This window comes from Pseudomonas sp. FP597 (assembly GCF_030687435.1).
Taxonomy (GTDB): Bacteria; Pseudomonadota; Gammaproteobacteria; order Pseudomonadales; family Pseudomonadaceae; genus Aquipseudomonas; species Aquipseudomonas lactucae.
The window spans coordinates 2,636,991-2,658,073 of the sequence record NZ_CP117432.1; the positions used below are offsets into that span (position 1 = coordinate 2,636,991).

19 protein-coding genes and 1 pseudogene are annotated in these 21,083 nt (G+C 61.9%); 6 read left to right on the plus strand and 14 right to left on the minus strand.

Going from position 1 to position 21,083, the window contains the following annotated elements; translation table 11 throughout:
- The first annotated feature begins 135 nt into the window (after positions 1–135).
- The 4 genes from PSH66_RS12355 to PSH66_RS12370 all read left to right on the plus strand — a co-directional run bounded on the left by PSH66_RS12355 (position 136) and on the right by PSH66_RS12370 (position 4,839).
- Complete coding sequence (locus PSH66_RS12355; protein WP_305429193.1) at positions 136–1,128, plus strand: helix-turn-helix domain-containing protein; 993 nt, start codon at positions 136–138, stop codon at positions 1,126–1,128.
- A gap of 67 nt (positions 1,129–1,195) precedes the next feature.
- Complete coding sequence (locus PSH66_RS12360; RefSeq protein WP_305429195.1) at positions 1,196–2,128, plus strand: transporter; 933 nt, start codon at positions 1,196–1,198, stop codon at positions 2,126–2,128.
- 10 nt (positions 2,129–2,138) lie between these two features.
- Entirely contained in the window at positions 2,139–3,371 is a 1,233-nt protein-coding gene (locus tag PSH66_RS12365) for an MFS transporter (protein WP_305429197.1), read from the plus strand.
- A gap of 16 nt (positions 3,372–3,387) precedes the next feature.
- Positions 3,388–4,839: an amidase gene (locus tag PSH66_RS12370; protein WP_305429198.1), complete on the plus strand. Its 1,452-nt coding sequence runs from the start codon at positions 3,388–3,390 to the stop codon at positions 4,837–4,839.
- Here the strand turns inward: PSH66_RS12370 and PSH66_RS12375 are convergent.
- From PSH66_RS12375 to PSH66_RS12405, 7 genes are all read right to left on the minus strand, one after another.
- Entirely contained in the window at positions 4,836–5,843 is a 1,008-nt protein-coding gene (locus PSH66_RS12375) for an oligopeptide/dipeptide ABC transporter ATP-binding protein (protein WP_141064166.1), read from the minus strand. The two genes, PSH66_RS12370 and PSH66_RS12375, sit on opposite strands and share 4 nt — an antisense overlap.
- Positions 5,840–6,874, minus strand: coding sequence for an ABC transporter ATP-binding protein (locus tag PSH66_RS12380; protein ID WP_305429199.1), 1,035 nt, complete (start codon positions 6,872–6,874; stop codon positions 5,840–5,842). Before PSH66_RS12380 ends, PSH66_RS12375 begins: the two co-directional genes overlap by 4 nt.
- Positions 6,875–6,876: 2 nt before the next feature.
- Complete coding sequence (ddpC, locus tag PSH66_RS12385; protein WP_370694849.1) at positions 6,877–7,731, minus strand: D,D-dipeptide ABC transporter permease; 855 nt, start codon at positions 7,729–7,731, stop codon at positions 6,877–6,879.
- A 47-nt stretch (positions 7,732–7,778) separates the two neighbouring features.
- Positions 7,779–8,795: an ABC transporter permease gene (locus PSH66_RS12390; protein ID WP_305429202.1), complete on the minus strand. Its 1,017-nt coding sequence runs from the start codon at positions 8,793–8,795 to the stop codon at positions 7,779–7,781.
- Between the two features lie 104 nt (positions 8,796–8,899).
- Positions 8,900–10,456 (minus strand): ABC transporter substrate-binding protein, encoded by a 1,557-nt coding sequence (locus PSH66_RS12395; RefSeq protein ID WP_042944497.1) that lies wholly within the window; start codon positions 10,454–10,456, stop codon positions 8,900–8,902.
- 153 nt (positions 10,457–10,609) lie between these two features.
- Positions 10,610–11,167, minus strand: a complete 558-nt coding sequence (ddpX, locus tag PSH66_RS12400) for a D-alanyl-D-alanine dipeptidase (protein ID WP_305429204.1) — start codon at positions 11,165–11,167, stop codon at positions 10,610–10,612.
- 43 nt (positions 11,168–11,210) lie between these two features.
- A complete protein-coding gene (locus PSH66_RS12405) occupies positions 11,211–12,062 on the minus strand; it encodes a MurR/RpiR family transcriptional regulator (protein ID WP_003173237.1) in 852 nt (283 codons plus the stop codon).
- Positions 12,063–12,193: 131 nt separating this feature from the next.
- Between PSH66_RS12405 and PSH66_RS12410 the strand changes: the two are divergent.
- Positions 12,194–12,373: pseudogene (locus PSH66_RS12410) on the plus strand (IS110 family transposase); the annotation flags it as partial.
- 7 nt (positions 12,374–12,380) lie between these two features.
- Here the strand turns inward: PSH66_RS12410 and PSH66_RS12415 are convergent.
- The 7 genes from PSH66_RS12415 to PSH66_RS12445 form a co-directional block, all read right to left on the minus strand.
- A complete protein-coding gene (locus PSH66_RS12415) occupies positions 12,381–13,793 on the minus strand; it encodes an aldehyde dehydrogenase family protein (RefSeq protein WP_305429206.1) in 1,413 nt (470 codons plus the stop codon).
- Positions 13,790–14,848 carry a homoserine dehydrogenase gene (locus tag PSH66_RS12420; protein WP_305429207.1) on the minus strand — a complete coding sequence of 353 codons (1,059 nt, stop codon included), beginning with the start codon at positions 14,846–14,848 and terminating at the stop codon, positions 13,790–13,792. The genes PSH66_RS12415 and PSH66_RS12420 overlap by 4 nt, the downstream gene beginning before the upstream one ends.
- Before the next feature lie 175 nt (positions 14,849–15,023).
- Positions 15,024–15,461, minus strand: a complete 438-nt coding sequence (locus PSH66_RS12425) for an Lrp/AsnC family transcriptional regulator (protein ID WP_305429208.1) — start codon at positions 15,459–15,461, stop codon at positions 15,024–15,026.
- 22 nt (positions 15,462–15,483) lie between these two features.
- Positions 15,484–16,863, minus strand: a complete 1,380-nt coding sequence (thrC, locus tag PSH66_RS12430; RefSeq protein WP_305429209.1) for a threonine synthase — start codon at positions 16,861–16,863, stop codon at positions 15,484–15,486.
- 17 nt (positions 16,864–16,880) lie between these two features.
- Positions 16,881–17,771 carry a LysR substrate-binding domain-containing protein gene (locus PSH66_RS12435; protein WP_305429210.1) on the minus strand — a complete coding sequence of 297 codons (891 nt, stop codon included), beginning with the start codon at positions 17,769–17,771 and terminating at the stop codon, positions 16,881–16,883.
- 56 nt (positions 17,772–17,827) lie between these two features.
- Positions 17,828–19,258, minus strand: a complete 1,431-nt coding sequence (locus PSH66_RS12440) for an amino acid permease (protein ID WP_003173256.1) — start codon at positions 19,256–19,258, stop codon at positions 17,828–17,830.
- Between the two features lie 116 nt (positions 19,259–19,374).
- On the minus strand, positions 19,375–20,613 hold the full coding sequence (locus PSH66_RS12445) for a cystathionine gamma-synthase family protein (RefSeq protein WP_305429212.1): 1,239 nt from the start codon (positions 20,611–20,613) through the stop codon (positions 19,375–19,377).
- A gap of 282 nt (positions 20,614–20,895) precedes the next feature.
- Here PSH66_RS12445 and PSH66_RS12450 point away from each other — a divergent pair, with 282 nt between their 5' ends.
- Complete coding sequence (locus PSH66_RS12450) at positions 20,896–21,039, plus strand: hypothetical protein (protein ID WP_003173259.1); 144 nt, start codon at positions 20,896–20,898, stop codon at positions 21,037–21,039.
- The last annotated feature ends 44 nt before the right edge of the window (positions 21,040–21,083 follow it).

The following is a 21,083-nucleotide window of genomic DNA, read 5'->3' on the forward strand; positions in this document are numbered from 1 at the left end:
ATTTGCCCGCTGGCGGCATGTAGGCGCTCCTTGCGCTATCCGTTTTCGGCACAACTGCACGATCGGTCCTGAGTCCGGAATGGAACTTGCCTTGTAGATGACCCGTAAGCCTTGCAACTCAAAAAGGTCGGGTCCATGAACAACAATAATGAGCGGGTGCCTGCGGTTTCCAAGCAGGTTCGGTCGACGTCATCCCTGCAGCATTTTTTCACGAGCGATATCGATGAGCACGCCCGGAACATGCAGGGCTGGCAGGTTCGCTACGATCAGCTCTCGCCGGGCGCCTTTGAAGGCGAGCTGATCGCGTTCCGTTCGGACTGGATGCAACTGGCTCGCGACCGCTCTAATCAAGCCATGATCAAAAGCGGAACGGCCTGGGACGGCGCAATCACCTTCAGTTTGCCGTTGAGTGCGCACGGCCCGGTGTACTGCGCCGGGCATCCGATTCACGAGCCCAGCCTGTTGGTTGCCCACGGGCACAACCTGCCCGAGCTGCACACGCCCCAGCACCTGGATCTGCTCAGTGTGGCAATCGACGAGCACGTGCTGGAACATGTGCTGGAGCGCCAGGGCAGCGCTTTTCGAATTACCGATCTTCCCAAGTGTTACCGCTTGGGCGACTCGCCTGTGCAACATGCACTCGCGGCATTGTTCGAGGCGCTGGCGGGCTGCGACCAGGGGCGTGATGCGCTGCTCGGGCACGACTCGATCCGCCGCGGCATACGCGACACGGTGATGGTGCACGTGCTGGAACTGATTGCGCCGGATCAAGCGCCGCCCCTCAACCCCACCGCGCGTAAAAGGATGGTCGACCGCGCGCGCGAATATGCGCTGAGCCACCTCGACGAACCGTTGTCGATCCTCGACCTGTGCAACCACATCGGCGCCAGCCGGCGCAAACTCCAGTACTGTTTCCAGGAAACCCTGGGCATCAACCCAGTGGCGTATTTGCGCGCATTGCGCCTCAATGCGGTGCGCCGCGAACTGCGTACGAGCACGCAGTCCCAGGGCGTACAGGAAGTGGCGGCACGCTGGGGGTTCTGGCATCTGAGCCGGTTCTCGGGCGATTACCGCACCATGTTTGGCGAAAGCCCTTCGCAGACCCTGCGACGTGCGCAACTCTGCTGAAAACGGATAACCCGCTCGCGGCGCTGATTACTAGGATGGCCCACACCACTTGATGGGAGGGCATTCGATGATCAACAACAATAATGCAAACGCCGCACGCATGACGCTGTTCACCCTGGGGCTGCTCGGTTGCTGCGCCGGCGCCCAGGCCACCGAGAATGGCGCGCCGACCACGGCGGTCGGTGTGTATGACTTTGGCGCGGGGATGATGCCGCCGGCCACACCGTTCGGCACGCTGGGGCTGCGAACGGCGTTCTACTCGGCCAACGTGCAGAAGGACCGCCACGGGCGCTCCGTCGACAACCACTTCTCACTGGATGTGTTGTCCATCGGCGTCGCTTATATGCGCATGACCGATCACACCGTGTTGGGCGCCCAGTATGGTTTCGGCGCGGTGGTGCCGTTTTTCAAGATGGACGCTTCGGTCAAGGTGCAGACGCCGGTGGGGCCGCTGAGCCTGGAGGCCGATCCGTTCCGAATGGCCGACGTGCAATTGCTGCCGCTGATCCTGCAATGGAACCTGTCGCCGAACCTGTTCATCAACACGCAATTGCAGATCCAGACGCCTACCGGTGATTACGACAAGAATCGCTTGATTTCACCGGGGCTCAACCACTGGACATTCTCGCCGATCGTCAACGCCACTTACATCACCGACAGTGGCTTCGAGGTGTCCTCCAGCTTTGAAGTCGACGTCAACACCCGCAACCCTGCAACCGACTACAAAAACGGCGTCGAGTACCGCCACGAATTTGCCGTGGGCCAGCATGTAGGGCCGTGGACCCTGGGCCTGGGCGGTTACTACTACCGCCAGTTCAGCGATGACGACGCGCCGGGGCTGCAGTCGGGCAATCGCGCACGGGTATTGGCCGTCGGGCCGGCGGTGAGTTACTTCAAGCCCGGCCTGCCCCCCATCTGGCTGCATGCCTACAAGGAAACCGACGCCCGCAACCGGGCCGAGGGTTACACCGTGGCGCTGCGTATCTCTCAAAGTTTTTAAGGGGCCGGACATGAACCCATCACGTTCTGATAGCGCGTTACCCCGTCAAGCCACCGGCCGCCGTGAAGGGCTGGTGCTGATGCTGGGCAGCAGCCTGACCATCATGGGCGCGGCGATGGTCGCGCCGATCCTGCCCAAGCTGGGCGCGGCGTTTGGCCCGCTGGAGCCGCGTGCCGACCTGCTGGTGCCCTTGGCGGTGACCGGGCCGGCGCTGGCGATTGCGCTGTGCGCACCCCTGGCCGGCTGGTTGGCCGACCGGGTAGGGCGCAAGGCGCTGCTGGTGATCGCCACCGTGTTGTATGCCGTGCTCGGGGCGTTGCCGGCCGTGCTCGATAACTTGCAGAGCATCGTGGGCGTGCGCCTGTTGTTCGGTTGCGCCGAAGCCGCAGTGATGACCTGTTGCGCCACCTTGATCGCCGACTATTGGCACGGCGAAGAACGCATGCGCTACATCAATCGACAGGTGGTGACCATCGGCCTCGTGGGCTCGCTGTTCTTTGTCGTAGGCGGGGCATTGGGCGAACACTCCTGGCGCCTGCCGTTCCTGCTGTACCTGCTGCCCTTGTTGCTGGTGCCGTTGATGATCAAGGTGCTGTGGGAACCCGAGGGCGTCCGGCAGCCGATCGATGCGCCTGAAGAGGGCCGGGTAGCGATCCTGCCCGTGGTGATCGGTTACCTGCTGATTCTCAGCGGCATGGTCCTGAGTTTTGTGGTGCCGATCCAGGCCCCGATTCTGCTGGTTGGCCTGGGCGTGACGTCGAGCACGATGATCGGGCTGTCGGCCGGTCTGAGCCTGCTGGCGACCCTGGGCGGGTCGCTGGCCTGGCCGCTGCTGCGCCGCCGCATCGGTATCGCCGGTTGCAATGCGTTGCTGCTGACCTTGCTGGGGCTGGGGCTGTGGCTGCTGATGCGCGCGCAAAGTTACAACGCGGTATTGCTGGCGACGCTGATTCACGGCCTGGGCGCCGGGCTGCTGGTGCCCAACGCGATGGCGCCGGTGATGAATGCCCTGAGCGCCAGGACCCGTGGGCGTGGCCTGGGCGGGTTCACCTCTTGCCTGTATTTCGGCCAGTTCGTCAGCCCGTTGGTGGTGGCACTGCTCAGTGCCCGCTCTGGCGACCTGCGCCTCTCCATTCAGTGGCTGGCGTTCGCCAGTGTGATCTCGGCCCTGGTCTGGGCGCTGGCCGGCCTGCAAGCGCGGCGCAAGGCAGTCACCCGAACGCTCGGCTCAAGTCATTTGTAATCAAGAGGGCATGCACATGGACATCCACAACCTGCTGGACACCGAGGACGCCACCGGCTTGGCCGAGTGGCTGCGGCGCGGCGAGATACAACCCGGCGAGCTGCTGGAGGCGGTCATCGATCGCATCGAGCTGGTCGAGCCGCAGCTCAACGCTGTGGCCGAGCGCCTGTACGATTCGGCCCGTGAGGCCGCACGCACGGCGCGGCCCGGTGACGGGGTGTTTGCCGGGGTGCCGACCTTGATCAAGGACCTGTTCTCGCCGGTCAATGGCGCGGCGATGAGCAACGGTTCCCAGGCGTTGGGAGGCGCGCGCGCCGACTTCGACGCAGAACTGGTGACGCGTTTGCGCCGTGCCGGTTGCGTGATCGTCGGCACCAGCACCTCGCCTGAATTCGGTACCTCGTACTCCACCGAGTCCAACCGCTTCGGCACCACCCGCAACCCCTGGAACACCAGCCACAGCGCGGGCGGTTCCAGCGGCGGCGCGGCGGCCCTGGTGGCGGCGCGCGTCGTGCCGTTTGCGCATGGCAACGATGGCGGCGGTTCGTTGCGTGTGCCGGCGTCCTGCTGTGGGGTGTTCGGCCTCAAGCCAAGTCGCGGGTTATTGCCGTCGGGCCCGATGATTGGCGAAGGCTGGGCGGGGATGGGCACGCCCCATGCCATCACCTTGTCGGTACGCGACAGCGCCGCGTTGCTGGATGCGACGGCGGGCATCGACCTGGGCGCACCGTACGCCGCGCCCATGCAGGCACAGCCCTATGTCTCGGCGCTGCAACGTGATCCACGGCCACTGCGGATTGCACTGGTGGAACACCTCGAGCCGTGGTCGACGTCCAGTGAAGCGGTCGAGTCCGTGCGCGCGGCGGCCAGGCTGTGCGAGTCCCTGGGCCACCGTGTCGAGCTGGTGAAGCTGCCGGTGGCGCTGCCGGAGTTTCTCGATCAGGTGTTTACCATCATTGGCGCCAGCACCCGTCATTACCTCGACGTACTGGGGCAGATGCGCGGCTTTGCGGTGCAGCCCGAAGAGCTTGAAACCCGCACCCGGATCATCCTGCGCGGCAAGGGCGAGGTCAGCGGGGCGCAGTACGCCGGCGCGGTGGAATGGATCCATGCCTTGGGCCGTCAACTGGCGGTGTTCATGCAGGACTATGACCTGATCCTCACACCCACCCTGGCCCGTGAACCCGTACTGATCGGCGAGCTGGACCTGCAGGACGACCGCTTGAACCTGGATGAGTTGATCGAGCGCTTCCACAGCTACTCGCCGTTCACCGCGCTGTTCAATGCCAGCGGGCAACCGGCGATGTCGGTACCGTTGCACTGGAGCGCGGCCGGCCTGCCGATGGGGGCGCATTTTGCTGCGCGCTTTGGCGAGGAAAGTACCTTGTTCGCGCTTGCGGCACAGTTGGAGCGGGCGCAGCCGTGGCGGGGGCGGGTACCGCCGATCAATGCCTGTGGCGCGCGCTAACCGGCCGGTTGGGTTGGCAGCCCTTGCTCGGCTGACGCCAGGTGGCATCTGACCTGCTCAGTGCCACTGGAGCGGCTGGCCGGCAGTAACGCTTGAGGTCGTTCACAGCCAACCGTCGCCTGCGGGCAGCGATCACGGAAAAAGCAGCCTTTGGGCAAGTTGCGATTGCCGGGCAACTCGGTCGGTGCCGAGACATGCGCATCGTCCACGGGGGCTCCCAGACGGGGAACGGCTTCGAGCAACAAGCGCGTATAGGGATGGCGCGGATGCTCCAGCACCTGCGCCGCAGAACCCAACTCCACTACCTGTCCCAAGTACATGACGGCCACCCGGTCCGCCATGTGGCGCACCACCGACACGTTGTGGGAAATGAGGATATAGGTCAGCTGCCGAGCGCGTTGCAATTCACTCAACAGGTTGAGGATTTGCGCCTGCACCGAAATGTCCAGCGCAGAGGTCGGCTCGTCCAGGACGATGATGTCCGGGTTCGACGACAGCGCCCGCGCGATGGCGATGCGTTGGCGTTGCCCGCCGGAAAACTGGTGAGGGTAGCGGTCGAGATACTCGGCCCTGATGCCGACTTGCGCGGCGACTTTGGCGGCGATGTCGTGCATATCGCGGCGCGGAGCGCTGCGCTGGACGTAGAGCGGTTCGGTGATGATTTTCCAGATCGGCAGGCGCGGGTCCAGCGAGGACTGCGGGTCCTGGAAGACGATCTGCACGTGGCTGCTGCGCTCGCTGTCGGTGTTGTACACCCAATCGAGCCGGCCTGACGTGGGTTTGATCAAGCCCATCAACAGTTGCGCCAGGGTGCTCTTGCCGCAGCCTGACTCGCCGACGATGCCCAGGGTTTCACCGGCCTGCACCTGCAGGTCAATGCCATTGAGCGCGTGTGCCACGGCTTTGGGTCTTCCCAGCCAGTCAGTGCCCATCGGGTAGTGCACCCGGACGTCCTGCAAGCCCAGGATGGGCGGGCGGGTGGCGAGCGTGGCGATGTCATTCATGAGTGCAACTCCAGGGATGAGGGGGAGGGCGGCTCGACCAACCAGCACGCGCTTTGGTGGCCGGTTGCGGCATCGACGGTCTGCATCGGCGGGCGCTCGGCACAGCGCGCCATGGCATGGGCGCAGCGGTCGCGAAACGTGCAGCCTTCGGGCAAGGCGGCCAGGTTGGGCACCTGGCCGGGGATGGTCATCAGGTCCTGGCCCGGCTCGACCTGTTCCGGCAAGCCGCAGAGCAACCCCTTCGTGTAGGGATGACGGGGGTCAGCCATCACCTGGGCGGTAATGCCTTGCTCGACCACCGCGCCGGTGTACATCACGTACACCCGGTCGCAAAACTGCGAGACCAGAGCCATGTCATGGGTAATCAGCAGGATCGCCGTGCCCCGTTGGCGAGCCTTTTCGCGCAGCAGCAGCAAGACCTGGCGCTGCACGGTGACATCCAGCGCGGTGGTCGGCTCGTCGGCGATCAACAGTTGCGGATCACAGGAAAATGCCAAGGCGATCATGACCCGCTGACGCATGCCGCCGGACAGTTCGAACGGATAGCTGTGCATGACCTGTTCGGGGTCGGCGATGTGCATGTCCCGCAGCAGGGCAATGGCTTTGGCGCGGGCCTCGGACGTGCTCAGCTTCTGGTGATGGATGATCACGTCGAGCATCTGCCGGCCAATCCGCCGGGTCGGGTTGAGCGCCGTCATGGGCTCTTGAAAAATCATCGCGACGTCTTTGCCACGCACCTTGAGTAGATCTTTTTCCAAGGCGCCCAGCATGTCTCGTCCCAGAATGTGCAGCGCCCCGCTTTTGACCGCGTAGGCGCGTTCCGGCAGCAAGCGCATGCTCAGCATGGCGGTCACCGATTTTCCCGAGCCCGACTCACCGATCACGCCGACAATTTCGCCGGCCTTGACCTCCAGGGAGACACCGTTGAGCGCTTTTACGGTACTGCGGTATGCCGGGAATTCAATCCGCAGGTTGTCGATGGACAGCACGGGTTCGCGTGAGTGGGCAGTGACCTGTGGCTGGATAGGCATGCTCATTTCCCCTGCTGGCGTGGGTCGAGCAGGTCGCGTACGCCGTCGCCCAATAAGTTGAACCCGGTCGCGGTGATCAAGATTGCGACCCCTGGAAAGGTGGAGTACCACCACTGGTCAAGAATATAGTTGCGTCCGGTGGCGACCATGGCGCCCCATTCGGCGGTCGGTTGCTGCGCGCCCAGGCCGATGAACCCCAGGGCGGAGGCCATCAGGATCGCGCTGCCGATATCCAGGCTTAGTTGCACCAGCAGGGGCGGCATGGCGTTACGGGCGACGTGCCAGCTCACCATGTGCCAGCGCCCCGCGCCGAAGGTTTCGGCGGCTTTCACGTAGCCCATCTGCCGAATGCTCAGGGCCTGGCCGCGCGCCAGGCGCACATAGAACGGCACTCGTACCAGGGTAATCGCCAGCATCGCATTGAACAGGCTGGGGCCCAACGCGGCGGCCAGCGCCATGATCAGCACCAGCGACGGCACCGACAGCATGATGTCCATGACGCGCATCACCAGGCCGTCGAAGCGTCCGCCAATGATCCCGGACATACAGCCGAGCAGGCCACCGGCCAGGCACGAGGTGAACGCCACGAACAGGCCGACGCCCACCGATTGCTGGCTGCCGTACAGCACCCGGCTGAACAGGTCACGCCCGACTTCATCGGTGCCGAACCAATGCTGCGCCGAAGGCGCCGCCAGCCGCTGTGCCAGGTTCAAGGCGTTGGGGTCATGGGGCGCGAGCCACGGTGCGAACAGCATCACCAGCAGCACCGCGAGGGTGATCAGCAGCCCGGCCATGGTCAGCGGGCTGCGCCGTAGCTGGTGGGCCAGGTACGCGAGCTTGTCCTGCCAGCGGTTCATTTTTGGCAAGGGCGCAACGGCCGGTGCAATAAGGGAATCGGACATTGTCAGTTGACCTCGCCAATGCGCGGGTCGATCACGCGATACAGCAGATCGATCGTCATGTTGAGCAGTACGTAGATGAACGACACCAGGATGGCGAAGCCCATGACTGCGGGGAAATCCAGCGATTGAATCGATTTGACGACGTAGGCGCCCATGCCCGGCCAGGCGAACACGGTTTCAGTCAGCACCGCGCCATACAGCAGGTCGCCGAGGGTCAAGCCCAGCACGGTGATGGAAGGGATCAGTGCATTGGGCAGCGCATGGCGAAGAATCACGGTCCACTTCGATAACCCATAGGCGCGTGCCGTGCGTATGTAGTCTTCGCCGAGCTGATCCAGCATCGCCGAACGGATCTGCCGCGCGATGACGCCCAGGTTGACGAAGCCCAGTGTGATTGCGGGCAGGATCAGATGCTTGAGCGCGTTGCCAAACAGCGCCATGTCGCCGGCAATCACTGAATCGATCAGGTAGAAACCCGTATAGGTTGGCGGTGGGGTCAAGCCTTCATCGAGTCGTCCGCTGCCGGGCAGCCAGTTCAGGTGGCCGTAGAACACCACGATCAACCCCAGGCCCAGCCAGAAGGCGGGGGTGGAAATGCCGGTTACCGCCAGTGTCCTGGCGATCTGGTCGATAAGGCGATTGTGGTAGACCGCCGACAATACACCGAGGGGCACGCCCACCAGGATCGATAATGTCAGCGCGGCGAAGGCCAGCTCCAGGGTCGCCGGGAAGAACGCTTGCAAGTCTTCAAGCACCGGGCGGCTGGTTCGGATCGAGGTGCCCAGGTCGCCATGAAACAGGTCGAGCATGTAGCGCCCGTATTGCTGGTGCAGCGGCAGATCCAGGCCCAATTGATGCCGAATATGCTCGACAATCGCATCCGTGGCGCGGTCACCCGCGATCAGGCGCGCCGGATCGCCGGGGATCAGATGGGAAATCGAAAAGGTAATCAGCGAAACCCCGAACACCACCAGGAGGAGGCCGCCGAGACGTTTTCGCACTGTATTCAAGAAGGCCATAGGGCACCTCGGTCACTCTACAAAGGGGCAGGGCAAGGCGGCTCGCGGGCATGGCGTTGCAGCGGGCCCGCGTGCGCGGCACCGCTGCTGCTGGCCGAAGTGCCTTACTTGGTGATCGTGCCGATGTTGAAGACTTGCTCAAGCATCGGGTTGAACACGTACCCCTTGATCTTGTCGCTCATCGGCAAGGTGTAGGCTTTCTGATAGAGATAGGCGTAGACGCTGTCATTGAGCACGATTTTCTGCGCCTGTTGATACAGCTCGACACGCTTGGCCTGGTCGTTGGTGATGGCCGATTCACGAATCAGTTTGTCGACTGCCGGGTTGTCGTACAGGGAACGGTTACCCGCCAGGCCCTTGAGCTTGGAGTCGAAAAAGAAATTCATGAACATGTAGGGGTCGGCAAAGTCCGGGCTCCATGAGCCGATGGCGACGTCGAAATCCCCCGTGCCCAAGCGTTCGCGCATGCTGGCGTTGGCCAGTTTTTCCATCTTCAGGTTGACGCCGATCGATTGCAGGCCGGCTTGCAGGGTCAAGCCGATGGGTTCCCAGTTCGGGTCTTTATCGGAATACATGAAGGTCAGGTTGTTCACTTTTGGCGAGACCTTGGCCATGTCGGCCTTGGCTTTGCTCAGGTCCTGCTTGAGCGCCGGCAGCGTTTCGTCATACGCCCACATGCCTTGGGGAATCGGGCCGTTCAACGGCTTTGCCTTGCCGCCCAGGATGCCTTGGATAATGCCGTTGTAGTCCACCGACTCGATGATTGCGCGACGCGCATCCGCGTTGTTCAGCGGCGCTTTCTGCGTGTTGAGGTAGAGCATTGTCACCCGCAGCGACGGGTAGTCACCGATCACAATCCCGGGTTTTTTCGCCAGGGCCTGGAGCTGGTCCTCCGGCATGTCTTCGATGATGTCCAGGTCGCCATGTTCCAGTTGCAGGCGGCGTACCGAGGCCTCGCCGATGATCTTGACGACCACTTTGTTCAGGGTCGGCTTGGGACCGGCGTAGTAACTGTTCTGTTCCATGGTCAAGGCCTGGCCTTTCTGCCAGTTGACCAGTTTGAACGCCCCAGAGCCGGCCGTATGCGTCGACAGATAGGTCTCGGCCCCTTCAGGCTTCTTGGCTACGGCCGGGTTTACGATGGCGGCGCCGTTGTGCGCCAGCGTCGACAGAAACGGGGCATAGGGCGCTTTGAGGCTAAAGCGCACCGTCATCGGGTCGACCGTCGTGACGTCCATATCCTCGGGGAAAGCGCCCGAAGGTCCTTGTTTGAGTTTCATCACGCGATCAAAGGAAAACTTGACCGCCTCGGCATTCACCTCGGTGCCATCATCGAACTTGTTGCCGGGCTTGAGCTTGAATTCCCAGGTGAGGTTGTCCGGCGAGGTCGACCAACTGGCGGCGAGCTCACCGTGCACTTCGGTGCTGCCCTTACCGTCCTCGACCTTGTACGTCACCAGGCGCTGATAAGCCGGGTAGGTAATGGCCCAATCGTTATTGTCGATGGTCACCGCCGGGTCGAGCGTTTGAGGATCGGACGGTTTGCCGATCATCAAGGTGTCCTGGGGTACGGCTGCACTGGCCGCTTGAAATGAGCCGAGGCCCATGGCGGTGAAGAAAACAGCCATCGCCAGATGACGAGGTTCAACGATTGATTTCATGCCGGTTCCTTTATCGTTCGATGTATGGAATTTTTCAGGTTTTTTATTGGTGCTATACCGGGCAGTAAATGGGCTGCATCAGGGCATCCCAGTGTTGCTGTTGTTCTACGCCGGGATTTATAGAGGCCCCGGTCGGGTGTCACGGTCATTGGATCAAGGGGCGGGGGCGATTGACGGGTCGTCAATCAGTGGGTACTCCTGCGCATCGGGTAACTCGTAATGCCACCACTCGCTGTCTATGTAGGTGAAGCCTGACGCGAGCATGATGCCTAACAGAATCAGGCGGTTCTGCTGCACCTGGTGGGGGAGATCAACGTGGAACTGGTGCGACTTTTCGCGCATGTCGTCAAACGCCGTGCCCATGTCCAATGCCTTGCCGTTCGCGTCGATCAGCGTGAGATCGACAGCCACGCCGCGACTGTGATGCGAGCCCAGGGCAGGGTCGCGAACGTATTCGGAGTCGGGCAGTGCGGCCCACAACAGGTATTGAGCGTACGGCGGCCGGTAGGCGTCGAGAATGCGCAAGCTCAAGCCCGCTTGGTGGGCCAGTTGGCAGGCCTTGCGCAGGCAGGCGTGCGCATCGGGGTGCAACAGGCAGCGTGAGTCCTGATAGATCTGTTTGCCGGCGAGGTTGTCGGCCCTGGCGTACACCAGATCGATCTCGATTTTCAACGCCTGGGCATCGATTTCGATGAGGGGGGTGTTAGTCACATCAAGGCTCCAGTACAGACGTTGAATGGCGCGCCGCTGCGCATTAATCAAATTGACCGAACAGTTGTTGCAGCTCACGGTTTTTGGCCAGGCGTTCATCCAGGTTGTCGCCCAATTGCTCCGCCACCGCGGAAACGATCAGGTTGAGCAGGCAGGAAAGCGGCGCCAGTGAATCCCAGAACTGCCCCACATCCGAGTCCAGTTGGAGCAGGTCATGCGGGTAATCACGCGCCCAGGGGCACTGAAAGTCGGTAATGAATGCCAGCGGCAGGTGCTGTTGGTGGGCGACATCGCAGAAGGTTCGCGCCACGGCCGAATACATACGAAAATCCGCGATGACCGCATAGGGATTTTCGAATTGAGAATTCAAGGACTCCGCATAGGTGCCGGACAGACCGTCCACGTAATAGACCTTGGGCCTGATGTACTCCAGGTGGCTGAAGAAGGCATTCAGAATGCCGCGCGTTGATTGGATGCCGACGATAAACACCGCATCGGCGGCGCACAGCCGGTCGACGATCCGCGAGAACGTGGCCCCACGCGCCAGCCCATACACGCGCTGGATGGCTTCGACTTCACGCTTCATTGACCGCTCAAGCGTATCGCCATGGACCTTTTCCTCACGAAACGCCCCCAGCCTGTCAGTGATGACCCAGGCGCTGTCGTCATCGTCACGCAGACTTTTTTTCACATCGTCAATGTTGCGATAACCCAGCGAGCGCAAGAATCGGCCGACCGATATGCCGGTTGTATCCGTCTGCTGCGCAATGCTGTCCGCGGTCTCGAATGGTAGTTTCTGCGGGTTGGCCAGCAGGTAGCCGGCAATCCGTTTACCGGTCGGCGTGAGGTCGGCGAACCGGCTGTCCAGCATGTCAAGGAAGCCTGTTTTTTCCATGTGAAATCCGCAGCGGCAGCAAAAAGTCCGGCCAAAAATGTTATCGAAAGATCATTTAAGGCGTCTGTGTTATCAACATAACACGGCGAAATTTCGCTGTCCTCAGGTTTTTCAACGACTTTGCGCGGGCGGTGAACAGCGTAACCATTCTAGGCATCGACATTGGCAAGAACAGCTTTCACTTGCACGGCCAAGACGCACAAGGCCATCAGGTACTGCGCAAGAAGCTCAATCGTAGCCAATTGCTGCCATTGCTTGCCCAAATACCGCCCTGCAAAGTCGCCATGGAGTCCTGTGGCGGATCACAATTTGCCTCGCTCAACCGAGCGTGTTCAAACACACCACTTTGGGTTGCGTCATTTCCTCGTAGGCGAAGCGCACGCCCTCACGGCCCAGGCTGCCGTATTTGGAACCGCCGAATGGCATCGCATCGAAGCGATAGTCCGAAGAGTCATTGATCATCACGCCTGCGGCTTCGATCCTGCGTGCGGCGCTCAAAGCCGTCGCCAAGTCGCGGGTGAAGATCCCGGCGTGCAGGCTGTAGTCGGGCTCGTTGGCCAGCGCGATGGCCTCATCGAACGACTCAAACGGCTGCAACACCACCACCGGCGCGAATACCTCATTGCGCCAGAGCGGGCTGGCGTGATCGACGTTTTCCAGCACCGTGGCGGTGTAGCAGGCGCCCTGGCGCTGATGCCCGCAAAGCAACGTGGCCCCCCGTGCCAGTGCGTCGGCTACCACACGCTCGGCATTCTGTGCCGCTTGCTGGGTGATCATCGGGCCGATATCGGTCGTGGCGAGCATCGGGTTCCCGACCTTCAGCGCCTCGGTCTGGCTGACGAATCGCGCACGGAACGCCGCATAAATCGAGGCATGCACCAATAGCCGCTGAGTGCCGATGCAGTTTTGCCCCGCCGCCCAGAACGCGCCCGATACGCAGCTCGCCACAGTGGCCTCAAGGTCGCAGTCCGCCATGACGATCACCGGCGCATTGCCGCCCAGGTCCATCGCCAGTTTCTTCAAGCCCGCGGTGCGGGCAATCTGCTCACCGGTGACAAACCCGCCGGTAAAGGAAATCATGCGTACTTCCCGCGCCGCCACCAGGGCCTTGCCCAGCTCGGCACCGCCGGTGGCAACCGTGACCACCGATTCGGGCAATCCGGCCTCGACCAGGTACGCCACCAGTTTTATCGCCGACAACGGCGCCAGTTCGGACGGTTTGAGAATCACCGCGTTGCCGCCGGCAATCGCCGGGCCGAGCTTATGGGCCACCAGGTTCAAAGGGTCGTTGTAGGGTGTGATCGCGACGATCAAACCGAGGGGCTCGCGGGAGAACCAGCCCTGGCGCGACTCCGAGCCTTCATACGCATCGAATGGAATCACTTCTCCAGCATTACGCTTGGCTTCTTCGGCCGACAACTTGAGGGTGTTGATACACCGCTTGACCTCCTTTTCGGCCTGCTTGAGGGTCTTGCCGGCTTCGTCGACGATCAGCCGGGCAAACGCGCGGGCATCACGCTCAACGTGCAAGGCCGTCCGTTCGAGGATCTGCGCCCTGCGGTAACGTGGCAACGCAGCGCAAGCACGGACGCCGTCGCGTGCCTGTTCCAGCAAGTGAGGAACCTGCGACGCACACACGTCCGCGACGGTGCCGACCGGCGTACTGTCAAAAGGGTTGAAGACTTGGATCTGCGGTGCCACGACACTGCGGGCCAGGTGCGAGACGTTCATTGGTTTGCTTCCCGGTGCTGTGCGGCGGATTGATGGAGGCTGATGATGTCCGACAGCAGCGCGAAGGCTGTTTCCGTGCGTCCGGCGCCGGGCCCCGAAACCGTCACTGTGCCGATCAGGCCGGTGGTGAACGACACCGCATTGGTGGCACCGCCGATGCTGGCCAACGGATGATCGTTGCTCAACAGGCGCGGCTCGACGCTGGCGCTGACCGAGCCGTCGGCATTGCGTGTGGCGGCGCCGATCAGTTTCCAGCGGGCATTGTTCTGGCGAGCCTGGTCGATGTCGCCGCGGGTGAGGGCGCTGATACCCTTGCAGCGCACATCGCTGACATTGATTCTTGCATCGAGCAGTTCGTTGGCCAGGATCACCACCTTGAGCCGTACGTCATGACCTTCGACATCCGCCGTCGGATCGGCTTCGGCATACCCCAGCGCCTGCGCCTGCTTGACCGCCTCGGCAAAACCCAGGCCGCTCTCCATGCGGGTGAGGACGAAGTTGGATGTGCCGTTGAGAATGCCCTCGAAACCGCTGATGGTGCTGCCGGCCAGCAACTGCCTGGCCAGGCGTATGACCGGTGTGCCACTCATCACCGCACCTTCGTATTCGAAGCCCACGTGGTTGCGCTGGGCCAGGGCTTTCAAGGCTGCACCGTGCAGGGCGATCGGCCCTTTGTTGGTGGTGACGACGTGCTTGCCGTTTTCCAGCGCCCAGCGACAGAACGAGGTCGCCGGCTCACCGTCCACCGGGTTGGTGAACGTGGCTTCGGCAATCATGTCGGCGCCGGAGTCTTTGATCACGGCTTCATTGAGGGCTGCCGCGTCGCCCCCCGGCAGTTGCGCCAGAGCGCCTTTGGTCATGGGCAGAGTCGCCAATAAGGCGGCATCCAGCCCTTGGCGATCGATCACCGAGCCGAGGAACAGGTCGGTGACGCCGACGATTTTCAGGCTAAAACCCAGTTCGGTTTTCCAGCGCTCATTGCGCTCGGCGATCAGTTGCGCCAAGGCCCGGTTGACACCGCCGAAGCCGACCAGCGCCAGTTTGTATTCAGTCATTTTTATTGCCCCTGATCTGGGTGAGGAGTGGTTGGGCTCTAGATTAGGCGGCCAATCAGGGCAGTGAAATATGCCTATTTGCTCTATTTTATGGGCATTTTGACCAAGGGCCGGCGTGCCCGCCCGGCATAAAAAAAGCCAGCGAAGGCTGGCTCTTTTAGCGGCGGCGAAGGGCTCAGACGACGGACGTCAAGACGAAAGACGTCACCGTGTTTTCAACGCCCGCCAGCGCCGAAATCTGACTCCACACCTGATGCACCCGCTGCGGGTTCGTTGCGCCGACACGCAGCATCAGGTCGAACTCACCGCTCATGACGTCGCACTGGATGACTTCGGGGATTGCACGCAGCGCCTGCAATACATCCTCTCCGCGCATACGGTCATAGCGATAGACGAAAATCACCGCATTGATCTGCGCGGCGGCTTGCCCTCTGTCGCCCGTCAGGACGGTATAGCCCAGTATGGCGCCGTCACGTTCCAAGCGTTCGATGCGCTGGCGCACGGCGTTGCGCGACAGGTTGACCTTGGCCGCCAGCTCCGCGTGGGCGGCGCGGGCGTTGAGCCGCAGCTCGGCGATGATGCGTTCATCGAGAGGGTCCAGAATGCGCTTCATTGAGCCTCCAGTGACCGCGCCCTCACAGCGCGTCGAGCTGTTGAAGGAGCGGGGCAATATCGTCGGGCCTGATCCGCTTATGCGCCGGTCCGCCGGGCGCGGTGTCCCGGCAAGCCTGGCGCGGCACACTGATCCCCAACGTGTCGAGCAGCGCCGCCGATTTGACCGGCGAGATTTCCCCCAGCGTGACCATCGGCGCCACCAGGCTGCGACGGTACAGGCGGGCGGCAAGGACGCCGGTGGCGGTGTGAGGATCGACGATGTAGCCGGTGTCACGGTACAACTCGGTCATCTCATTCAGGGTTTCAGCATCGCTGACCGCGTAGGAGTCAATGATCATCCGCGCCTGCAACCAGCATTCATTGGCGATGCTCATCTCGCCGCTGGCCTCCAGCCCGGCCATCAACGCGCTCACCGCCCCGGCGTCGTGTTCGTAAACCTCCCAGAGAAAACGCTCCAGATTGGAGAACGTCGACAGGTCCATGGCCGGTGACAAGGTGGTGTTGGCGCGCAGCCTGGAATAATGGTTCTTCAGGAACAGCTGGTGCAGGGCGTCGTTGGTATTGGTGGCCACGATCAGCTGGGTGATGGGCAAGCCCATCTTCTGAGCGATGTAGCCGGCATAGACTTCAGCGAAACTCGCCGCCGGCACACTGAAGCCGATCGGCCGCTGGCCGCCGCCCAGTTGCAGGACCGCGTGGAAATACACCACCAATTGGGCCAGCACGTTGACCCAGTTGCTGGAGTTGAAGCTGATCGCCGCGTACGGTGCGCACGGCCATTGTTTGAACAGCCCGCTCACAATGCTCTGGCACTCGTCGAAGCTACCGTCGACAGCGAACAGATGCATATTGGGCTGCGCCACCGCCAACAGCGCCTGCAACTGATGCGGGGGCACGCCGCGCTCGGGATAGAGCACCACCACGTGGGCCTCGGCACAGTCTTTGAACGCTTCAATGGCCGCCAGGCCGGTGTCGCCGTTGGTGGCGCCGAGCACTACCGCGCGTCGACGCCGCTGGTGCAGAAAGTGCTGCACGAACTGCGCCTGCAACTGCGCGGCGAAATCCTTCGAGGAACGGGTAGGGCCGTGGAACAGTTCCAGCACCCATTCGTTGCGGTCGACCTGATGCAAAGGCGCTACGGCACGGTGCTGGAACCGGCTGCTGGCGGCTTTGAGCAGGCGCTTGAGGTCTGTTTCGGCAATCGTCTCCCCCACGAACGGCCGGATGATCCGATAAGCCAGTTCGTCGTAGGGCAAGGTTGACCAGTTAGCGATGTCATGGGGCGCGAACAACGGCAGATCGAGAGGGACGAACAACCCGCCGTCGTCGGCGATGCCGGACAACACGACCTTTTCGAAGTCGGCCTGCACGGCCGCATTTCGGGTACTTATGTAGCGCATGGTTCGGCTCCGGCCGGTTATTTGTAACGGTGTGCCTGCTCGACCAGCCAGGTGGAAAACATCACGGCGTCGGGATGCTCGTCGGCGCCAGAACCGCGTACCAGGTAAAACGACTCGCTGGCCTCTATGCGCTGGTCGAATGGTTCAACCAGGCATCCGTCCTGGAGCATTTCGTCGACCATAGAGGAGCGGGCCAGTGCAATGCCTTGCCCCAGTTGCGCCATGCGCAACGTCGAGATCAACGTATCGAACTGCAGGCCGCGTGATGAGTCGACCGCGTCGGCGCCGACCATCTTCAACCAGTATCCCCAGCCCTCCTCGTAACCCAGCACATGCAGCAGCGTGTGCTGGGCGATGTCGTTTGTCGTGTTCAGGGGGGCGTGCGCCATCAGGGTCGGCGAACAGACCGGAAACAACGTGTCCCAGGTCAGGCGCTGGGACACCAGGCCGGGCCATTGGCCGTGGCCCCAGCGAATCTCCATATCGTCTTCGCCATCCAGCTCCTTGACCCAGATATTGCTGATGTAGCGGATATCGACGTGCGGGTGCCGCTGACGGAAGTCCACCAGCTTGGGTGCCAGCCAGTGCACGAAAAAAGCCAGGCTGCCGCGCACCTTGATCGGCCGGCGTTTGTGTTGGCCAAAAATCTCGCTGGTGCCCACCGCCAGTCGTGTGATCGCGTCCTGCACCACCGGCAGATAGGCCTGGCCCTCTTCGGTCAAGCCCAGGCCCCGGGGCAGGCGTTTGAACAGGGCCACCCCCAGATGGCTTTCCAGTTGGCGGATCTGTTGACTGACCGCGCCTTGGGTCAGACACAGTTCGTCAGCGGCGTGGGTGAAGTTCAGGCAGCGAGCGGACACCTCGAAGGCTCGCAGCCAGTTCAAGGGGGGGAGCGGCTTTTGCTTCATGGTCTGGACCTCATTGACGCTGCACTGAGCACGCTGACCCACGCCGTCGAACGTACCTAGAACGCATCGGACGGTTGTACCGTGGACGTGAGCGACAAGCGTCGTTCGCGGCTGTTGCGGGTAATGTAATACACGAAGTAGCACCATGCGATGAAGGGGATGCCGAAGTACAACGCTACCCGCTGTTCCGGATCGAAAGCGATCCCCACACAGGCCAGGCTGCAGCACGCCAGTGCGCCCAGCGGCACCCACGGGTAACCCCGAACCCTGAACTTGAGCTCGCGCACATCGCCGCCGTTGGCCACATAGTGCCGGCGGAAGGCAATTTGGCTGGCGGCGATGCTCATCCACACCACCACCACCGCCAGCCCGGAAATCGATACCAGCGCCAGGTACACGGTGTCGGCGGCGAATACGCTGCTGAGCAGGGATGCGCCGCCGCCGATCATGCTCAAGATAATCGCGTTCAACGGGGTGCCCATGCGGGTCAGTTGCGAGAACTGCTTGGGCAGGTGGCCCTGGTCGCTCAAGGTCCAGAGCATCCGTGAGGCGGCGTAGAGCCCGGAGTTGGCCGCCGACAACAGCGCGGTAATGATCACAAAGTTCATGATGTCGGCCGAGTAGGGGATGCCGATGTAGGTGAACACCGTCACAAAGGGGCTCTCCACCAAACCGGCCTGTTCGCGGGGCAGCAGGGTGGCCAGGACAAAAATGGTGCCGACAAAAAAGATCGCCAGGCGCAGCACGGTGGTGCGAATGGCCCGTGGCACATTGCGTTGAGGGTCTTTGGTTTCGCCCGCGGCGATGCCGATCAGCTCGGTGCCCGAGAACGCGAACGACACGGCCAGCAAGGTCATCGCAATCGACATGAAACCGGTGGGGAACAAGCCTTCTCGAGTAAAGTTGGCCAAGCCGATGCTGTGCGCCTGATCGATATTCAACAGCCCGAGAATAGCCCCGCCGCCGATGACCAGAAACACCACCACCGTCACGACTTTGATGAGCGACAACCAGAATTCGGTCTCGGCGAACAGACGCACCGAGACCACGTTGGTAAGGAACACCGTGCCGGCGAACAGCGCACTCCAGATCCATACCGGCGTGTCCGGAAACCAGCGGGTCATCAGGATCCCGGCTGCGGTGAATTCCGAGCCAATGGCCACGGTCCATGTCAGCCAGTACAGCCAGGCCACGGTGTAGCCGGTGCCCGGGCCGAGAAAGCGGGTTGCGTAGGTGCTGAACGAACCGGTTTCAGGCATCTGCACTGCCAGCTCACCCAGGCACATCATGACCATGTAGACCATCAGTGCGCCGATAATGTAGGCGATGACTGCACCTAAAGGGCCTGCCTGGTTGACGGTGTAGCCGGACGTCAGAAACAAACCGGTGCCGATTACGCCGCCCAAGGCCAGCATGACAATATGGCGCGTCTGCATTTCCTGTTTGAAACCGGCGCGTGCGTTGAGTTTTTGTTCTTTTATGGACATGGTTGTTCTCATGAAAGTTGTTAGGGCAGGTCGCAACCTCGCCACTACGTTTTATTATTATTCCTCTTCATGAAACGCCCCGCAGACGGCCCTGTCGTGGGGTTTGAAACTTCAGGTCAGGCCGGCTCGCGGCTTTTTTCCTCGCGCAGGCAGCGCACAAACGCGAACGCCTGTTTCAGGTCGTCGAGCAAGTCGTCGGTGTCCTCGATGCCCACCGAGACGCGCACCAGCCCTTCGGAAATACCCAGCGCCTGGCGTTCTTCCAGTGTGTTTTCCACATGGCTGGTGGTGCGGGCCGGGCCGTAGATGGTTTCGACCGCACCGAGGTTGCCGGCGCAGTGAGCAAATCGCAGGCGCGGCAGCAGCACTTTGACCGTGTCCATACCGCCAGTCAGCACGAAACTGACAATGGCGCCAAAACCGCCCATTTGCGCGCTGGCCACCGCGTGGTTCGGGTGACTGGGAAGACCGGGGTAATTGACGGACGCGACCAAGGGTTCAGTGCACAGGAACTCCGCCAGGGCATGGGCGCTGCGTTGCTGTTGGCGCATGCGCAGCACCAGGGTCTTCATGCCGCGGATGATCATGTAGGCCGAGAACGGATCGAGCGTGGCGCCATTGATTTCGCGGTAGTGCCGAACCTGGGTCATCAGCGCTTCGGTGCCGCAGACCAGGCCGCCCAATACGTCACCATGGCCACTGAGGAATTTGGTCGCGCTGTGGATGACCACATCCACCCCCAGTGCCAGCGGGTTCTGATTCAGCGGTGTAGCGAACGTGTTGTCAGCCACCACCAGGGCGCCGACACGCTTGGCCGCTGCCACCAGGCGTTGGATATCAAGGATTTTCAGGGTCGGGTTGGTCGGCGTTTCCAAGTACAGCAGCCGGCAGCCGTTGGCGATTTCGCGTTCGATCGCCTCGTGGTCGAAGGTCTCGCACAAGGTGACCTCCACGCCCATGCGCGGCAGGAACTCCTCGAAAATCTTGTTGGTGCCGCCATAGCTGTCCTTGGTGGACACTACGCGGTCGCCCTGGGCCAGGAAGGTGTAGAGCACACTGCTGATGGCCGCCATGCCGCTGCTGAACGCAACCGCGGCTTCGGCCATTTCCAACTCACCGATCTTGGCTTCGAGGGTTTCGACCGTCGGGTTGCTCATCCGGCTATAGATGAAGCCCGGGGATTTCCCCAGCGCCACGTCGTACCAGACGTCGATGTCGTCGTAACCGTAGGCGGCGCTGACCACGATAGGCGTCTGCGTCGCGTTGTAGGGGTGCCTGACTTGCTCTCCGCCCCAGACCGCCCGGGTCCCGGCGCCTGCATTTTCAAGTCCAGCGCTGTGAGGTTTATCGTTCATTGAGGCTACTCGCACTGATGGAGTGAATGTCGGTTCGTTCACTGGATAGTGCGGCTCAATATAGGGATTGGTGGTGCGCCCGAGAAACGATGTTATCGGTGCCAAAGGGCAGCTTTTTTTAATGGGTATACGGCTCGCCACTGGCGTTGCGCTGCCAATAGCAACCGCCTGTCAGCCCCGTGCGCGGTTTTGTTGAACGTATCGTGATGATGTCCGGCCAGATAAATCAGGGACTGGGCCAATGGTCGGCTCAGTCATCAACCCGTCAGCAGGTGACTCATCATGAAGAAACTCAGCCTGGTCCTGTGCAGCATGTTGATGCTTCACGGCTGTTTCGACAGCGCCGATAACGCCACCAAGAACAATACCGACGGGAGCAAATCGTCGGTGCAGATGCAGGAGGGCAAGGCGCAGGAGAGTCAGTAACCCCGGTTTCCTATCACGCGTGTCTACGTTGTCGTACAACCAAT